Source organism: Catellatospora coxensis (genome assembly GCF_016862635.1).
Classification (GTDB): domain Bacteria; phylum Actinomycetota; class Actinomycetes; order Mycobacteriales; family Micromonosporaceae; genus Catellatospora; species Catellatospora coxensis.
In genome coordinates this window covers 58,207-73,486 of sequence record NZ_BONI01000036.1, presented here as the reverse complement: position 1 = coordinate 73,486, position 15,280 = coordinate 58,207, and the positions used below count along the sequence as shown (strand labels likewise).

Sequence of the window (15,280 nt, the reverse complement as noted above, 5' to 3'; positions counted from 1 at the left end):
GTGCCGCCTCCGGTGCGCACGTGCGTCGGATGCAGGCAGCGGGCGTCCGCTACCGAACTACTCCGCGTCGTGGCGGTGGCGTCGGGAGCTGACCAGTTCAGTCTCCGACCCGACCCGCGACGCAGATCGACCGGCCGTGGTGCCCATGTGCACCCGACAGCGGCCTGTCTCGAGCTGGCGCTGCGACGTCGTGCCTTCGGGCGCGCGCTGCGGATAACCGGGGTCATCGACACCGGGGAGCTGGCCGAGGCGATCCACGGACCGTGACCGGTCCAGGGATCACGAACCGATCCGAAGGATCACCGCCAGACCATCACGGGGTGGCGGACCACCGTAGGCGGCGGCCTCATCAGCCCCGTCTGAGGATCAAGCAAGGTAGGACTACCGGCATGGGCACACGATGAAGTCGCAAAAATGATCAGGCTTCAAGTGCACAAGTGAGGTCGTAGCGGGTCACTGCCCGTGCGACCTCGGAGTGAGGAGTGCAGTGGCAGGCAAGGCCCGCGTACACGAGCTTGCTAAGGAGCTCGGCGTCGAGAGCAAGAACGTTCTCGCCAAACTCAAGGAGATGGGCGAGTTCGTCAAGTCCGCGTCGAGCACCGTAGAGGCTCCCGTCGCCCGTCGGCTGAAGGACGCCTTCGCGGCCGGCTCGGGAGCGCCCAGCGCCCCGAGTGCGCCGTCGGCGCCCCCGGCAGCGGCGACCACGGCGGCGACCGCGAACGAACCACGGGTGACGGCGCGGCCGGCACCCCCCAAGAAGCCCTCGGCGCCCATGAAGCCGAAGGCACCGACCTCCATGGTTCCGCCGACCCCGGTGACGAAGCCGGCCAGCGCCCATGACATCGAGGTCGCTGCGGCCGAGGCCCGTGCCTCGGCGCTCAAGGCCGAGCAGGAGGCCTCCGTCCGGGCGGCCCAGCAGGCCGCCAAGCAGCGTGAGGACCAGCCTCGCGGAGACGGCCCGAAGCCCAGCTTCATGCCGCCCCGTCCCGGCTCCACCGCGGCCGGCGCAGGCCGTCCGGCGGCCCCGACCGGCCGTCCCGGCGTGCCCGGTGGCGAGCGCCGCGACGGGCGTCCCGGTGGACCGCGTCCCGAGGGCGGCCGCGACGGCCGTCCGAGTGGCCCGCGCCCCGACGGCGGCAGCCGTGAGGGCCGTCCGGCCGCTCCCGGCGCCGGTCGCCCGCCGCGCAGCGGTGGCAACAACCCGTTCGGCATCTCGCAGGGCGGCGGCGCTCCGTCGCGTCCGTCCCCGGCGGGCATGCCGCGTCCCAACCCGGCCTCCATGCCGCCTCGGCCCAGCCCGGCTTCCATGCCGCCGCGGCCGAACCCGGCGTCGATGCCCAGCCAGCGTCCGGCCCGTCCGGGCGGCGGCGCGGGTCGTCCCGGCGGTCCCGGTGGCGGCGCAGGCCGTCCCGGCGGTCCCGGTGGCGGCGGCTTCCGCGGCGGCCCCGGTGGCGGCGGCGGTGGCGGCTTCCGTGGCGGCCCCGGTGGCGGCGGTGGCGCCGGCACGGGCTTCCGTCCCGGTGGCGGCGCTCCCGGTGGCGGCGGCGGTTACCGCGGCGGTCCCGGTGGCGGCACCGGTGGCCCGCCGGCGGGTGGCGCAGGCCGTCCGGGTGGCGGCGGTGCCGGTGGTCGTGGCCGTGGTGGCGGCGCTGCCGGTGCGTTCGGTCGTGGCGGCGGCAAGTCGCGCGGCCGCAAGTCCAAGAAGCAGCGGCGTCAAGAGTTCGACAACCTGTCCGCGCCCACGATGAGCTCGGGCGCGCCGCGGGGCCAGGGGCAGCAGCTCCGGCTTCCGCGCGGTGCGTCGCTGTCGGACTTCGCCGAGCGCATCAACGCCAACCCGGGCTCGCTCGTCCAGGAGATGTTCAACCTGGGTGAGATGGTCACGGCGACGCAGTCGTGCACGGACGAGACGCTGATGCTGCTCGGCGAGCACCTCGGCTTCGAGGTGCAGATCGTCAGCCCCGAGGACGAGGACCGCGAGCTGCTCGCGCGCTTCAACATCGACCTCGACGCCGACGTCGACGAGGAGCGGCTGGTCAGCCGGCCGCCGGTGGTGACCGTCATGGGTCACGTCGACCACGGTAAGACCAAGCTGCTGGACGCGATCCGGTCGGCGAACGTGGTCGAGGGCGAGGCCGGCGGCATCACCCAGCACATCGGCGCGTACCAGGTGCACGTGCAGCACGAGGGTGAAGACCGGGCGATCACGTTCATCGACACCCCGGGTCACGAGGCGTTCACCGCCATGCGTGCCCGTGGCGCCCAGGCCACCGACATCGTCGTGCTGGTCGTGGCGGCCGACGACGGCGTCATGCCGCAGACGATCGAGGCGCTCAACCACGCCAAGGCGGCCGACGTGCCGATCGTGGTCGCGGTGAACAAGGTCGACAAGCCGGAGGCCAACCCGGGCAAGGTGCGTCAGCAGCTGACCGAGTACGGCCTGGTCGCCGAGGAGTACGGCGGCGAGACCATGTTCGTCGACATCTCCGCCAAGAGCCGTCTCAACATCGACGGCCTCCTGGAGGCGGTGCTGCTGACCGCGGACGCGTCGCTGGAGCTGCTGGCTCCGATCGACGGGCACGCCCAGGGTCTGGCCATCGAGGCCCGGCTCGACAAGGGCCGCGGCCCGGTGGCGACGGTCCTGGTGCAGAAGGGCACCCTGAACGTCGGTGACTCGATCGTGGCGGGCAACGCCTACGGTCGCGTCCGGGCGATGCTCGACGAGAACGGCCACCCGCTGGCCGAGGCGGGCCCCGCCCGTCCGGTCATGGTGCTCGGTCTGACCGCGGTGCCGGGTGCGGGTGACACCTTCCTGGCCGCCGACGACGACCGCACCGTTCGCCAGATCGCCGAGCAGCGGCAGGCCCGCAAGCGGGCGGCCGAGCAGGCGAGCCTGCGTGGCCGGGTGTCGCTGGAGAACCTGCTCGAGAAGATCAAGGAAGGCGAGCGCACCTCGCTCGACCTCATCATCAAGGGCGACGTGTCCGGTTCCGTGGAGGCACTGGAGGACGCGCTGGTCGCGCTGCCGATCCCGGAGGAGATCCAGCTTCGGATCATCCACCGCGGCGTCGGCGCGATCACGGAGAACGACGTCAACCTGGCGTCGGCCTCGTCGAACTCGACCGCGATCATCATCGGCTTCAACGTGCGGCCGATGGACCAGGCACGCGACCTGGCCGAGCGCAACGGCGTGGAGATCCGTTACTACACGGTCATCTACCAGGCCATCGAGGAGATCGAGGCGGCCCTCAAGGGCATGCTCAAGCCGGAGTACGAGGAGCACGCGCTGGGTTCGGCGGAGGTCCGCGAGGTCTTCCGTTCGTCCAAGGTGGGTCTCATCGCCGGTTGCATCGTCCGGTCGGGTCTCATCCGCCGCAACGCCAAGGCGCGGGTCGTCCGCGACGGCGCGGTCGTGGCGGAGACCGCCTCGATCAGCTCGCTCAAGCGGTTCAAGGACGACGCGACCGAGGTCCGCGAGGGCTTCGAGTGTGGTCTGACCCTGGGCGGCTACAACAACCTGCAGGTGGGCGACGTCATCGAGACCTACGAGATGCGCGAGAAGCCGCGGGTGTGATCCCGTGACGCGGGGCGGGGCCCCGGTGCTGTTCGGCACCGGAGTCCCGCCCCGCTCCGTGTCCGGCGGTGAACGGACAACAGTTCAGGCTTGATCGTCGTTGAGAAGGCGGCGGAGGGAGTGGCACAGGTGGCTAGGTACGGGCTTCTGGTGGCGCCGTCGGCGAACCGGGTCTACACGCAGTCGGCGCCCGACTTGATGGCGGCCGAGCTGGCGGTGTTCTCGGAGCGGGCGCTGGGCGGGCGGATCGAGCCGGCCGAGGTCGTGGAGTTCGCCGGGCGGCCCTACCTGACGTTCGAGGTCGAGGACGGCGCCCTCACGGTCGACGAGCTGCGGGTGCTGGCGAACCTGTCGTCGGCGTACGCCCTGTTCGAGATGGTCGAGGGCGGCCTGCTGCGGCCGCTGGGCGAGCCGTCGCTGGACCGGTACGACGACGACCTGATCACCATCCAGAAGTACGCCGGCAAGACCAACGAGCACTTCACCAAGCTGCTGCTCAACGTCACCGTGCTGGCCACGTCGTGGGCCGAGCAGCTGCTCACCAAGCGGTTCACGGTGCTCGACCCGGTCGCGGGCCGGGGCACCACGCTCAACCAGGCGCTGATGTACGGCTGGGACGCGATCGGCATCGAGCTCGACGGCAAGGACGTCGAGGCGTACAGCGCGTTCCTCAAGACCTGGCTCAAGAACAAGCGGATCAAGCACACGACGGACATGACGCCGCTGCGGCGCGAGGGCAAGCGGCTCGGCCGCCGCTTCGACGCCCGGATCGGCGACGCGCGCGACAACCCGCAGCACCTGTCATTGTTCGAGGCGGACACGATCCAGTCCCGGGCCCTGCTGAAGGGCAACTCGGTCGACGTGATCGCCGCCGACCTGCCGTACGGCGTGGTCCACGGCAGCCGCAGCGCCAAGGGCCTGGCCCGGGGCCCGCAGGAGCTGCTGGAGGAGGCACTGCCGGGCTGGTCGTCCCTGCTGCGCCCCGGCGGCGCGCTGGGCATCTCCTGGAACACCCACGTGGCCCCGCGCGAGGACGCGCTGGACCTGCTGGAGGAGCACGGGCTGGAGGCGGTCGACTACGAGGGCTTCGAGCACCGCGTCGACCAGGCCATCACCCGGGACATTCTGGTGGCCCGCAAGGTGTGATCTGGCGTACTGTCATCGCTCGTGCATACCGGAACATCCGTTTTCGACCTGCTCCTGCCGGGTGACTCCCGTTCGCTGAAGGAGAAGCGGTCGTACATCCGTCCGATCATCGCGGCGCTGAAGAAGTACGAGGTGGCCGTCGCCGAGGTGGGGGCCATGGACCTGCACGGGCGCGCCGAGATCGGGGTGGCCGTGGTCGCCGCCGACCCGGCCCACGTCAACGAGGTGCTCGACCACTGCGAGCGCCTGGTCGTGGGCCGCCCCGAGGTCGAGGTGCTGTCGGTCAAACGCCGCTGGTACGGCGACGACGACTGAGTCGAGCCGCGGGGCGGCCGGTGCGCGCGGCGAGGAGCCGGTGTATTCGTGATCACAGCCCCTGGGCTGGGTAGGCGCACGGGCTCCGCTCCCGCGAATGAGGGTCGGGCCCGGCGGGTAGTGTCATGGTGTTGGTTTCGACCCTGGCTCGTCACCGCGGCCGGCGTGAGTCGGCGCGGGCGCGCCGTGGTCGTCGGTCGCGGAGGTGACGTGATGGCTGATCCGGCCAAGGTTCGCAAGCATGCGGAGCGAGTGCGAGAGCTCGTCGCATCGGCGGTTCGTACCCAGATCAAGGACCCCAGGCTGGGGATGATCACGATCACCGACGCGCGGATCACCGCCGACCTGCGCGAGGCGACCGTCTTCTACACCGTGCTCGGCGACGCCGAGGAGCAGGCGGGCACGGCCGCCGCGCTGGAGAGCGCGAAGGGCATGCTGCGCGGCGTGGTCGGCCGGGCGCTGGGCCTGCGCCACTCGCCGTCGCTGGCGTTCGTCTCCGACGACGTGCAGGAGCACGTGAAGCACATCGACGACCTGCTCGCCGAGGCGAAGCAGCGCGACGAGCAGGTGCAGCAGCTGGCCGCGGGCGCGGCGTACGCCGGTGAGGCGCAGCCGTACAAGGTCGAGGAAGACGACGACGAGGGCTCGTCGGACGACGATGACGAGGACGAGCCGGCGCTGCGCGCGGCAGCTCAGCGGTGAAGGCGACCACGCCGGCCGCCGGGACCACGGGCCGCCCGACCGAGCAGGACTGGGCCGCCGCGGTCGACGCGGTGCGCACCGGCCTGCGGCCGGGGGCCCGGGTCCTGCTGGTGTGCCACGTCAACCCCGACGGTGACGCGCTGGGCAGCATGCTGGGTTTCGCCCAGGGGCTGCGCCGGCTCGGCGTGACCTCGCTGCAGTGCACCTTCCCCGGCCCGCTGACGGTGCCGGAGCCGCTGCACATGCCGGCGATGGACCTGCTGATCCCCGAGGCCGAGGCCGACCCGGCCCCGGACCTGCTGGTGACCTTCGACGCGGCCAGCGAGTCGCGGCTGGGCGCGCTGGTGGACCGGCTGGAGACCGCGACGGTCAGCCTGGTGCTGGACCACCACGCCTCCAACACCGGCTTCGGCAAGGTGTCGCTGGTCGACCCGTGCGCCGCCGCGACCTCGGTGGTCGCCGCGGAGCTGCTGCGCCGCCTGGACGTGCCGCTGGACCGGGACATGGCCGAGTGCCTGTACATCGCCCTGGTCACCGACACCGGCTCGTTCAAATTCGACCTGACCACGCCCGAGGTGCACGAGCTCGCGGCACGGTTGGTGGCCACCGGCATCGACGTCGGGGCGATCTCGCGCCGGATCTTCGACAGCCGCCCGTTCGGTGCGGTGCGCCTGTTCGGCGAGGTGATGGGCCGCGCGCAGCTGGAGCCGGCGTCGGCGGGCGGGCGCGGGCTGGTGTACGCCGTGGCCACGCTCGACGACCTGCGCAAGCACGACCAGCCGCCGTACGTGCTGGAGGCGCTCATCGACTCGGTGCGCTGCGTCGCCGAGGCCGACGTCGCGCTGCTGCTCAAGCAGGTCGCGCCCACCGAGTGGGCGGTGTCCATGCGGAGCAAGGGCGGCGCGGACGTGAGCCGTATCGCGGTCGCCATGGGCGGCGGCGGGCACCGGCTGGCGGCCGGCTTCACCGGCCACGGCACCGCCGAAGAGATCATCGACGCGGTACGCGAGCGCCTGGCGGCGCAGGGCTGACCCGCCCGTCGGCGTCACGCGTCGGCAAGATCGCTGTTCGGGTTCGTGATCTGCGGTTGAGCCGCAGAAACCGACCTGAACCGGCGATCTTGCTCGCCACCCCGCTCTCCCGGCGCAAAGATCTCCCGGAAGACCGGTCAACGGAGCACAATCAGGTCATGGAACAGCGTCCTGAGCTCACCGTCGAGCCGGTGTCGCCCTGGGCGCGGGCACAGGTCATGCTGCCGGTGTTCGTCCCGTTCGCGCTGATCGGCGGACTGCTTCCGTCGTTCTCGCTGGCCGCGAACCTGTACGTGCTGGCGCTGGGCGGCGGTCTGATGCTGGCGGGCATGTCCTCGCGCCTGCCGCGCCGGGCCGCGCCGGTGACGCTGCTGCCCGGGGTGGCGTGGTGGCTCGTGCCGATCGGCGTGTTCGCGATCGTCGAGGTCGTCACGTTCGCCATGGGCTCCACGCACGACTACCCCACGCTGTCCCTGCTGGCCGACCCGCTGCTCGACGGCTACCTGCTGCGGTCCATGGCGTACTTCGCCTGGCTGGCCGGCTTCTGGGGGCTGGTGCGCCGATGAGCCTGACCCGCTTCCTCGCTATCGCCGGCTTCGTGCTCGCCGGGCTCGCGGTGCTCGCCGTCGAGTGGGCCGCCCGCCGTCCCGGCTCCCGCATCCCGACCGTCGGCGACGTATCCGCCCTGGTCATGCGCTACGACGTAGGCGGCATCCCGGTCGGCCGCCTCGCCATCCTCAGCTTCTGGTTCTGGCTCGGCTGGCACTTCCTCGCCCGCTGACCCCGCTTCTGCTCGCCCGGCCCCTTCGCGCACAACTCTTAAAGAGTCGCGCGCTTGCGGTGCCTTCGACGCCGCGACTTTTTAAGAGTTGCGGCACGAGAGTGTGGCACGCGGTGGTGTGACGGATCAGCAATCGGACATATCCGACTGGTCGTGCGTTCAGGTGACGTTCAGCAGGGGGTCGGGTGGTTGGGTGTTCCGTGATGTGGGAACAGCTGTGCAGGATGTGGACCTGAACGATAGTTTTGCCTCTAGCGGCACCGCCTGTGGTCCACAACGACCTGCGGCCCCGTGGCAGTCACACCGGCGATACACCTCGGCGATCCCGAGAGCGGCGGCGGACTAGACGAGCACGGCGCGTCCCTGACGCGACCGTGCGACGAAGTTGACCCGTTGTTGTTCTTGGAAGGAATGTCCCATGCCTACGTCGAAGAAGCCCCAGCCGCAGCCCACCGAGGCGGAGCGCGAGCAGGCCCGTCGCGCCCTGCAGACCTCCATGGACACCCGGCAGTAGTCCACCCCGCGGAAAACGGGGACCCGGCGGGGTGATCGCTGCGTCTACGCTGTCGTGATGTCCTCGACAGCCGTGCCGGCGGCCCCCGCCATCGACGACCTCCTCGCGGACCTGGCCCTGCAGACCCGCCGGCTGCGTGTCGCGGCCTGGGCCGTCGGCGGTGCCGGCCTGCTGGCCGCCGCCGTGGTCGCGGAACTGCCGGGCGACCTCTGGATCGGGCGGCTGGCGTCCGGCGCGACGGTCGTCGCCACCTGCCTCGGCTACCTGCTCGCCGTCCGGCCGCTGTGGCGGCTGCGCCGCGCACCGGTGCTGACGCCGCTGGCCCCGTCGGGCTTCACGACGGCCGCCTCGCCGCGCCATCACGCGAACGTGGCCTACCTGCTGGCGGTCGCCGGTTTCGCCTGGGGCGTGGACCCGTACGTCGCGGTGCCCCTCGTCCTGCTCCTCGCCGCGCTGGTGGGACTGCGCCCGGCGCGGATCGTGCTCACCCCCGGCGCCGTGCTCGTGCGCCGCCTGCGCACCCGGCGCGTGCCGTGGGCCCAGCTCACCGTGGTGCGGGTGACGAGTTCAGGGCTGGCCGACGAGCTGTCGCTCACCGTCGACGTGCCCGGCCGAGGGCTGGGGACCGTTCGGGCCCGGCTCGACCGGTTCGACGTCGACCAGGAGTTCCTGGTGCACACGCTGCGCCACTATGCCGCCGTGCCCGAGGACCGCACCGCCATCGGCGCGCCCGCCGAACTCGCCCGCCGCCGTGCGGCCTACCTCGCCGACGCGGGTCGGAGCGCAGTCGAGACCGTCGGCGCGGCCGCGGCCGATCCCGGTGCGGAACCCGCTGTGGTGCTGCCGTGACCGCGACGGCACGGACTCCGGCCGTCACCGGATACCGCCGGATCGCGGCGCTCGCACTGCCCGCGCTGGTGGTGCTGGCCGCCGAGCCGCTGTACGTGCTCGTCGACACCGCCGTGGTGGGACACCTGGGCCGGGTGCCGCTGGCCGCGCTCGGCATGGCCGGCACCGTGCTCGGGCTGGCCGTCTGGCTCGGCAACGTGCTGGCGTACGGGACCACGGGCCGGGCCGCGCGCCGCTTCGGGGCGGGCGACCGGGCCGGGGCCGTGCAGGAGGGCGTGCAGGCCACCTGGCTGGCCGTGCTCGCCGGGCTGGCGCTGGTCGTCGCGGCGCAGGTGTTCGCCGGGCCGCTGACCCGGGCGCTGTCCGGCAACGGCCCCGAGTCTGCCGAGGTCGCCGCGCAGGCCGAGTTGTGGCTGCGGGTCGCCTGCCTGGGCGCGCCGTTCATCCTGCTGGCGATGGCCGGCAACGGCTGGATGCGCGGGGTGCAGGACACCCGCCGCCCGCTGCGGTACGTGCTCGGCGCGAACCTGGCCTCGGCCGTGCTGTGCCCGCTGCTGGTGTACGGGCTGGGCTGGGGCATGGTCGGCTCGGCCTGGGCGAACGTGGTCGCGCAGGCCGCCTCGGGCGCGCTGTTCCTGCGGGCGCTGATCGTGGAGCGGGTGCCGCTCGCGCCGCACTGGGACGTGCTGCGCCGCCAGCTGTCGGTCAACGGCAACCTGATCGTGCGGGGCGCGGCGTTCCAGGCCTGCTTCCTGTCCGCGGCGGCGGTGGCGGCCCGGTTCGGCGCGGCCGCGCTGGCCGCCCACCAGATCGCCCTGCAGCTGTGGTTCTTCAGCGCGCTGGTGCTGGACTCGGTGGCGATCGCCGCGCAGTCGCTGGTCGGCGCGGAGCTGGGGGCCGGGGACGCGCCCGCGGCCAAGCACACCGCGCGCCGCATCGCCTGGCTCAGCGGCTGGTGCGGGGTCGCGTTCGCCGTCGTGCTCGGCGCCGGCGTGGCCGTGCTGCCCGCGCTGTTCGTCGATGATCCCGCGGTATGGGAACAGACCGCGCTGATCTGGCCGTGGTTCCTCGTGCTGCTGCCACTGGGCGGGATCGTGTTCGCCCTCGACGGGGTCCTGATCGGCGCGGGCGACGTCGCGTACCTGCGCAACCTCACCATCGTCGCCGCGGTGGCCGGCTTCCTGCCGCTGACCTGGCTCGCCTACTACCTCCAGCTCGGGTTGAGCGGGGTGTGGGCCGGTTTGACGATGTTCATGGTGGTGCGTTTCGTCGCGCTGCTGCTGCGGATGCGCACCGGCGGCTGGGCCGTGCCCAGCCCGGGACCGGTCCCCGCCGCACCCTAGGCTGGACGGGGCCCGAGCATGCGCGCGACGTGCCGCGTCGCGGCCGCAGCCGGACCGGCTCCGGTCGCGGCGCGGTCGGGCTCGCGACGGTGAGCGCAGCGAGGAGAAGCGTGAGCAGCAGGAAGAACGAGCGCCCGGTGACCGACGGGCTGATCGTGGTCGACAAGGCCGGCGGCATGACGTCGCACGACGTGGTGGCCCGGGTGCGGCGGATCGCGGGCACCCGCAAGGTCGGCCACGGCGGCACGCTCGACCCGATGGCGACCGGGGTGCTCGTGCTCGGCGTCGGCAAGGCCACCCGGCTGCTCACGTACGTGGTGGGCACGGCCAAGGTCTACCGGGGCGTGATCCGGCTGGGGCAGGACACGGTCACCGACGACGCCGAGGGTGACGTCACCGCCACCACGCCCGCGGGGCACGTCACCGACGAGCAGATCCGGGCCGGGCTGGCCGCGCTGACCGGCGAGGTCGACCAGGTGCCGTCCGCGGTCAGCGCGATCAAGGTGAACGGGGTGCGCTCGTACCACCGGGTGCGCCAGGGCGAGCAGGTCGAGCTGCCCGCGCGCCGGGTGACCATCTCCCGGATCGACGTGTCCGAGATCACCCGGACCGAGGACGTGGTGGACGTCGCCGTCGAGGTGGCCTGCTCGTCGGGCACCTACATCCGGGCGATCGCCCGTGACCTGGGCGCCGTGCTGGGTGTCGGTGGTCACCTGACCGCGCTACGGCGTACGGCCGTGGGCGGGTTCACCCTCGCCGAGGCGTACACCCTGGAACAGCTCGCGGAGCTCGCCGACCCGGTGGCGCTGCCGCTGGCGCAGGCCCTGGGCCGCGCCATGCCGGTGCGCACCGTCGACGCGGACGCCGCGAAGATCGTGTCGCACGGCGGGCCGCTGCCCGCGGTCGGCCAGGCCGGGCCGTACGGTGTGGTGGGCCCGGACGGGGCCGCGCTGGCCGTCATGTCCGAGCGCGGCGGCCGGGCCAAGGCGGAGATCGTGCTGGTGGGAGGCGAGCAGTGATGCAGCGTTGGCGGGGGTACGACGCGGCGCCGGGTGGCTGGGGCCGCGCGGTCGTCACCATCGGCGTCTTCGACGGTGTGCACACGGGACACCAGCAGACCATCGGCCACGCCGTGAAACGGGCCCGGGAGATGGGCCTGCCCGCCGTGGTGCTGACCTTCGACCCGCACCCGTCCGAGGTGGTCCGGCCCGGCTCGCACCCGGCGATGCTGACCTCCCCGCAGCGCAAGGCCGAGCTGCTGGCCGGCCTGGGCGTCGACGTGCTCTGCGTGCAGCCGTTCACGCTCGACTTCTCGAAGCTCGACGCGGACCGGTTCGTGCACGACGTGCTGGTCGAGCACCTGCACGCGGCGCTGGTCGTGGTGGGGGAGAACTTCCGGTTCGGGCACAAGGCGGCCGGGGACGTGGAGCTGCTGGCCAAGCTGGGCCGCACGTTCGGCTTCGCGGTCGAGTCGGCCCCGCTGGTCACCGCCGACGGCACGGTCTACTCCTCGACGTACGTGCGGGCCTGCGTGGACGCCGGTGACGTGGAGGCCGCCGCGGCGGTGCTGGGCCGCCCGCACCGGCTGGAGGGCGTCGTGGTCCGCGGCGACCAGCGCGGCCGGGAGATCGGCTTCCCGACCGCCAACCTGATGGTCGCCAAGTACGCCGCGGTGCCCGCCGACGGCGTGTACGCGGCCTGGCTGGTGCGCGGCAACGAGCGCCTGCCCGCCGCGGTGTCGATCGGGACGAACCCCACGTTCGCGGGGCAGGACCGCCGCGTCGAGGCGTACGTGCTCGACTTCGCCGGCGACCTCTACGGCGAGCGCCTCGCCCTCGACTTCGTCAGCCACCTGCGCCCGACGCTGAAGTTCGACGGCGTCGCCGCCCTGGTCGAGGCCATCGAGGACGACGTGGCCCGCACCCGGGCGGTGCTGGGAGTGCCCGTGCCGTAGGGCCGACGGAGATCGTCGTCTTCGGTCATGATCGGTGATCGGAGGGCGGATCATGACCGGAGAAACTGATCTTGAACTGGTGCGACGCGGCGCGGGGAACGCGTAGTTTGCGTATCCCGGCGGGGTGGTATCTCACCGACTGGTAGCCTGGAGGGGACACCGGGTCACCGGTGTCGGCCCGGTATGCCTGCACGACGCCGCGGGATATCGGGTGGCACAGAACCCACAGTTAGGGAGACCATGGCGCTCGACGCTGAAGTCAAGACCCAGATCATGGCGGACTACGCCACCGTCGAAGGCGACACCGGTTCGCCGGAGGTCCAGGTGGCGGTCCTCACCAAGCGGATCCAGGATCTTACGGAGCACCTCAAGCAGCACAAGCACGACCACCACAGCCGTCGTGGTCTGCTGCTGCTGGTCGGCCGCCGCAAGCGGCTGCTGGCCTACCTGCAGAAGTCGGACATCGCCCGCTACCGTGCGCTCATCGAGCGCCTCGGCCTGCGCCGATAGTTCTGACGGGGGAGCGGCGCCAGTCGCTCCCCCGACGTTTGAATACACCTGGCACGGACCCGCCGTCGGGAGGAACACCGGGCCTGGCGCAAGCAACACACCCAGGCCGGCCGGTTCGGGTCGGTCCTCGGTAGTGGTGTCCGGAGCGAGCTCCGGGCGCTTCGATCGAAGACCGACTGTCCTACCGGCAACGGGCGGCACGTGCCGCGACAGAAGGAGCACACAGCTTCATGACCGAGCACAACCTCGGCGAACAGACCAGCAAAGCAGTGATCGACAACGGGTCGTTCGGCACCCGTGAGGTCACTTTCTCCACCGGACGGCTGGCCCGACAGGCCGCCGGCTCCGTCATCGCCCAGCTGGGCGACACCGTGGTCCTCTCCGCGACCACCGCGAGCAAGCAGCCCCGCGACAGCTTCGACTTCTTCCCGCTGACGGTGGACGTCGAGGAGCGGATGTACGCCGCGGGCCGCATTCCCGGCTCGTTCTTCCGCCGCGAGGGCCGTCCCAGCGAGGACGCCATCCTCACCTGCCGCCTGATCGACCGGCCGCTGCGCCCGTCGTTCGTCAAGGGCCTGCGCAACGAGGTCCAGGTCGTCGAGACGGTGCTCTCGCTCGACCCGGAGCACCCGTACGACGTGGTCGCGATCAACGCGGCCAGCATGTCCACCAAGCTGTCCGGCCTGCCGTTCAGCGGCCCGATCGGCGCCACCCGCGTGGCGCACATCGACGGCCAGTGGGTGGCCTTCCCGACCCACGCCGAGCTGGAGCGCGCCACCTTCGACATGGTGGTCGCCGGCCGGACCCTCGACGACGGCGACGTCGCCGTGATGATGGTCGAGGCCGAGGCGACGGAGAACACCGTCAAGCTGGTCGCGGGCGGCGCGCAGGCGCCGACCGAGGAGATCGTGGCCGGTGGCCTGGAGGCCGCCAAGGTCGCCATCCGCGAGCTGTGCCGCGCGCAGAGCGAGCTGGCCGCGGTCGCCGCGAAGCCGGTGACCGAGTTCCCGGTGTTCCTGGACTACCAGGACGACGTCTACGCGGCCGTGAAGGCGGCGGCGGGCTCCGAGATCGCCGAGGCTCTCAAGATCGCCGGCAAGGCCGATCGCGAAGAGGCCCTCGACCTGGTCAAGGAGAAGGTTGTCGGCCAGGTCGCGCCGCAGTTCGAGGGGCGCGAGAAGGAGGTCTCGGCCGCGTTCCGGTCGGTGACCAAGTCCGAGGTGCGCAACCGCGTGCTGCGTGACGGCGTCCGCATGGACGGCCGCGGGCTGCGGGACATCCGCCAGCTCACCGCCGAGGTGCAGGTGCTGCCGCGGGTGCACGGCTCGGCGCTGTTCGAGCGGGGCGAGACCCAGATCCTGGGCGTCACCACGCTGAACATGCTGCGCATGGAGCAGGCGCTGGACACGCTGTCGCCGGCGAAAACCAAGCGCTACATGCACAACTACAACTTCCCGCCGTACTCGACCGGTGAGACCGGCCGGGTCGGCTCGCCGAAGCGCCGCGAGATCGGCCACGGCGCGCTGGCGGAGCGGGCCCTGATCCCGGTGCTGCCGGCGCGCGAGGAGTTCCCGTACGCCATCCGGCAGGTGTCGGAGGCGCTGGGCTCCAACGGCTCGACCTCGATGGGCTCGGTCTGCGCGTCCACGATGTCGCTGCTGAGCGCCGGTGTGCCGCTGAAGGCCCCGGTCGCCGGCATCGCCATGGGCCTCATCTCCGACGAGGTGGACGGCAAGACCCAGTACGTGACGCTGACCGACATCCTCGGCGCCGAGGACGCGTTCGGCGACATGGACTTCAAGGTCGCCGGCACGCCGGAGTTCGTGACCGCCCTGCAGCTGGACACCAAGCTCGACGGCATCCCGTCGGACGTGCTGGCCGCCGCGCTGCAGCAGGCCCACGAGGCGCGCCAGACCATCCTCGGCGTGATGGCCGCGGCCATCGCCGCCCCGGGCGAGATGAGCGAGTACGCCCCGCGGGTGACCTCGGTCAAGATCCCCGTCGACAAGATCGGCATGGTGATCGGGCCCAAGGGCCAGACCATCAACGCGATCCAGGACGAGACCGGCGCCGAGATCTCCATCGAGGACGACGGCACGATCTACGTCGGCGCGACCAACGGCCCGTCGGCCCAGGCCGCCGTGGACCGGATCAACGCCATCGCGAACCCGACCCTGCCGAAGGTGGGCGACCGCTTCCTGGGCACCGTGGTGAAGACGGCGGCGTTCGGCGCCTTCGTCTCGCTGCTGCCCGGCCGCGACGGCCTGCTGCACATCTCCAAGGTGGGCGACGGCAAGCGGGTCGACCGCGTCGAGGACTTCCTCAACGTCGGCGACAAGGTCGAGGTCGTCATCGCCGACATCGACGCGCGCGGCAAGGTCTACCTGGACAAGATCGGCCCCGACGGCAACCCGATCGTCAGCGACAAGGCCCCCCGTGAGGGCGGCGAGCGCGGCGGCGACCGGGGCGGCGACCGCGGCCCGCGCCGCGAGGGCGGCGACCGCCCGGCCCGCGAGGGCGGCGAGCGCCGGCGCACCCAGCGCCGCGACTAGTCGGTGACC

At 72.1% G+C, this 15,280-nt stretch carries 14 protein-coding genes; all 14 read left to right on the top strand.

Annotation, left to right across the window (positions count from 1 at the left end):
• The 14 genes from Cco03nite_RS21465 (at position 1) to Cco03nite_RS21400 (ending at position 15,271) form a co-directional block, all read left to right on the top strand.
• Positions 1-267, top strand: a complete 267-nt coding sequence (locus Cco03nite_RS21465) for a YlxR family protein (RefSeq protein WP_203693969.1) — start codon at positions 1-3, stop codon at positions 265-267.
• A gap of 220 nt (positions 268-487) precedes the next feature.
• Complete coding sequence (gene infB / locus Cco03nite_RS21460; protein WP_203693944.1) at positions 488-3,574, top strand: translation initiation factor IF-2; 3,087 nt, start codon at positions 488-490, stop codon at positions 3,572-3,574.
• A 129-nt stretch (positions 3,575-3,703) separates the two neighbouring features.
• Entirely contained in the window at positions 3,704-4,720 is a 1,017-nt protein-coding gene (locus Cco03nite_RS21455; RefSeq protein ID WP_203693943.1) for a TRM11 family SAM-dependent methyltransferase, read from the top strand.
• Between the two features lie 21 nt (positions 4,721-4,741).
• On the top strand, positions 4,742-5,035 hold the full coding sequence (locus Cco03nite_RS21450; protein WP_166386900.1) for a DUF503 domain-containing protein: 294 nt from the start codon (positions 4,742-4,744) through the stop codon (positions 5,033-5,035).
• Positions 5,036-5,248: 213 nt separating this feature from the next.
• Positions 5,249-5,737 (top strand): 30S ribosome-binding factor RbfA, encoded by a 489-nt coding sequence (gene rbfA / locus Cco03nite_RS21445; protein WP_203693942.1) that lies wholly within the window; start codon positions 5,249-5,251, stop codon positions 5,735-5,737.
• Positions 5,734-6,768: a DHH family phosphoesterase gene (locus Cco03nite_RS21440; protein ID WP_203693941.1), complete on the top strand. Its 1,035-nt coding sequence runs from the start codon at positions 5,734-5,736 to the stop codon at positions 6,766-6,768. Before rbfA ends, Cco03nite_RS21440 begins: the two co-directional genes overlap by 4 nt.
• Before the next feature lie 158 nt (positions 6,769-6,926).
• Positions 6,927-7,334: a hypothetical protein gene (locus Cco03nite_RS21435; protein WP_203693940.1), complete on the top strand. Its 408-nt coding sequence runs from the start codon at positions 6,927-6,929 to the stop codon at positions 7,332-7,334.
• Positions 7,331-7,549 carry a DUF6186 family protein gene (locus Cco03nite_RS21430; protein WP_203693939.1) on the top strand — a complete coding sequence of 73 codons (219 nt, stop codon included), beginning with the start codon at positions 7,331-7,333 and terminating at the stop codon, positions 7,547-7,549. The genes Cco03nite_RS21435 and Cco03nite_RS21430 overlap by 4 nt, the downstream gene beginning before the upstream one ends.
• Positions 7,550-8,120: 571 nt before the next feature.
• A complete protein-coding gene (locus Cco03nite_RS21425; protein WP_203693938.1) occupies positions 8,121-8,912 on the top strand; it encodes a hypothetical protein in 792 nt (263 codons plus the stop codon).
• The gene (locus tag Cco03nite_RS21420; RefSeq protein WP_203693937.1) at positions 8,909-10,255 is read left to right on the top strand and encodes an MATE family efflux transporter; all 1,347 of its coding nucleotides are present in this window, start codon (positions 8,909-8,911) and stop codon (positions 10,253-10,255) included. The genes Cco03nite_RS21425 and Cco03nite_RS21420 overlap by 4 nt, the downstream gene beginning before the upstream one ends.
• Positions 10,256-10,365: 110 nt before the next feature.
• Positions 10,366-11,274, top strand: a complete 909-nt coding sequence (gene truB, locus Cco03nite_RS21415; RefSeq protein WP_203693936.1) for a tRNA pseudouridine(55) synthase TruB — start codon at positions 10,366-10,368, stop codon at positions 11,272-11,274.
• Positions 11,274-12,209, top strand: a complete 936-nt coding sequence (locus tag Cco03nite_RS21410) for a bifunctional riboflavin kinase/FAD synthetase (RefSeq protein ID WP_203693935.1) — start codon at positions 11,274-11,276, stop codon at positions 12,207-12,209. Before truB ends, Cco03nite_RS21410 begins: the two co-directional genes overlap by 1 nt.
• A 240-nt stretch (positions 12,210-12,449) precedes the next feature.
• Positions 12,450-12,719, top strand: coding sequence for a 30S ribosomal protein S15 (gene rpsO / locus Cco03nite_RS21405; protein WP_203693934.1), 270 nt, complete (start codon positions 12,450-12,452; stop codon positions 12,717-12,719).
• 230 nt (positions 12,720-12,949) lie between these two features.
• Entirely contained in the window at positions 12,950-15,271 is a 2,322-nt protein-coding gene (locus Cco03nite_RS21400) for a polyribonucleotide nucleotidyltransferase (protein ID WP_203693933.1), read from the top strand.
• The last annotated feature ends 9 nt before the right edge of the window (positions 15,272-15,280 follow it).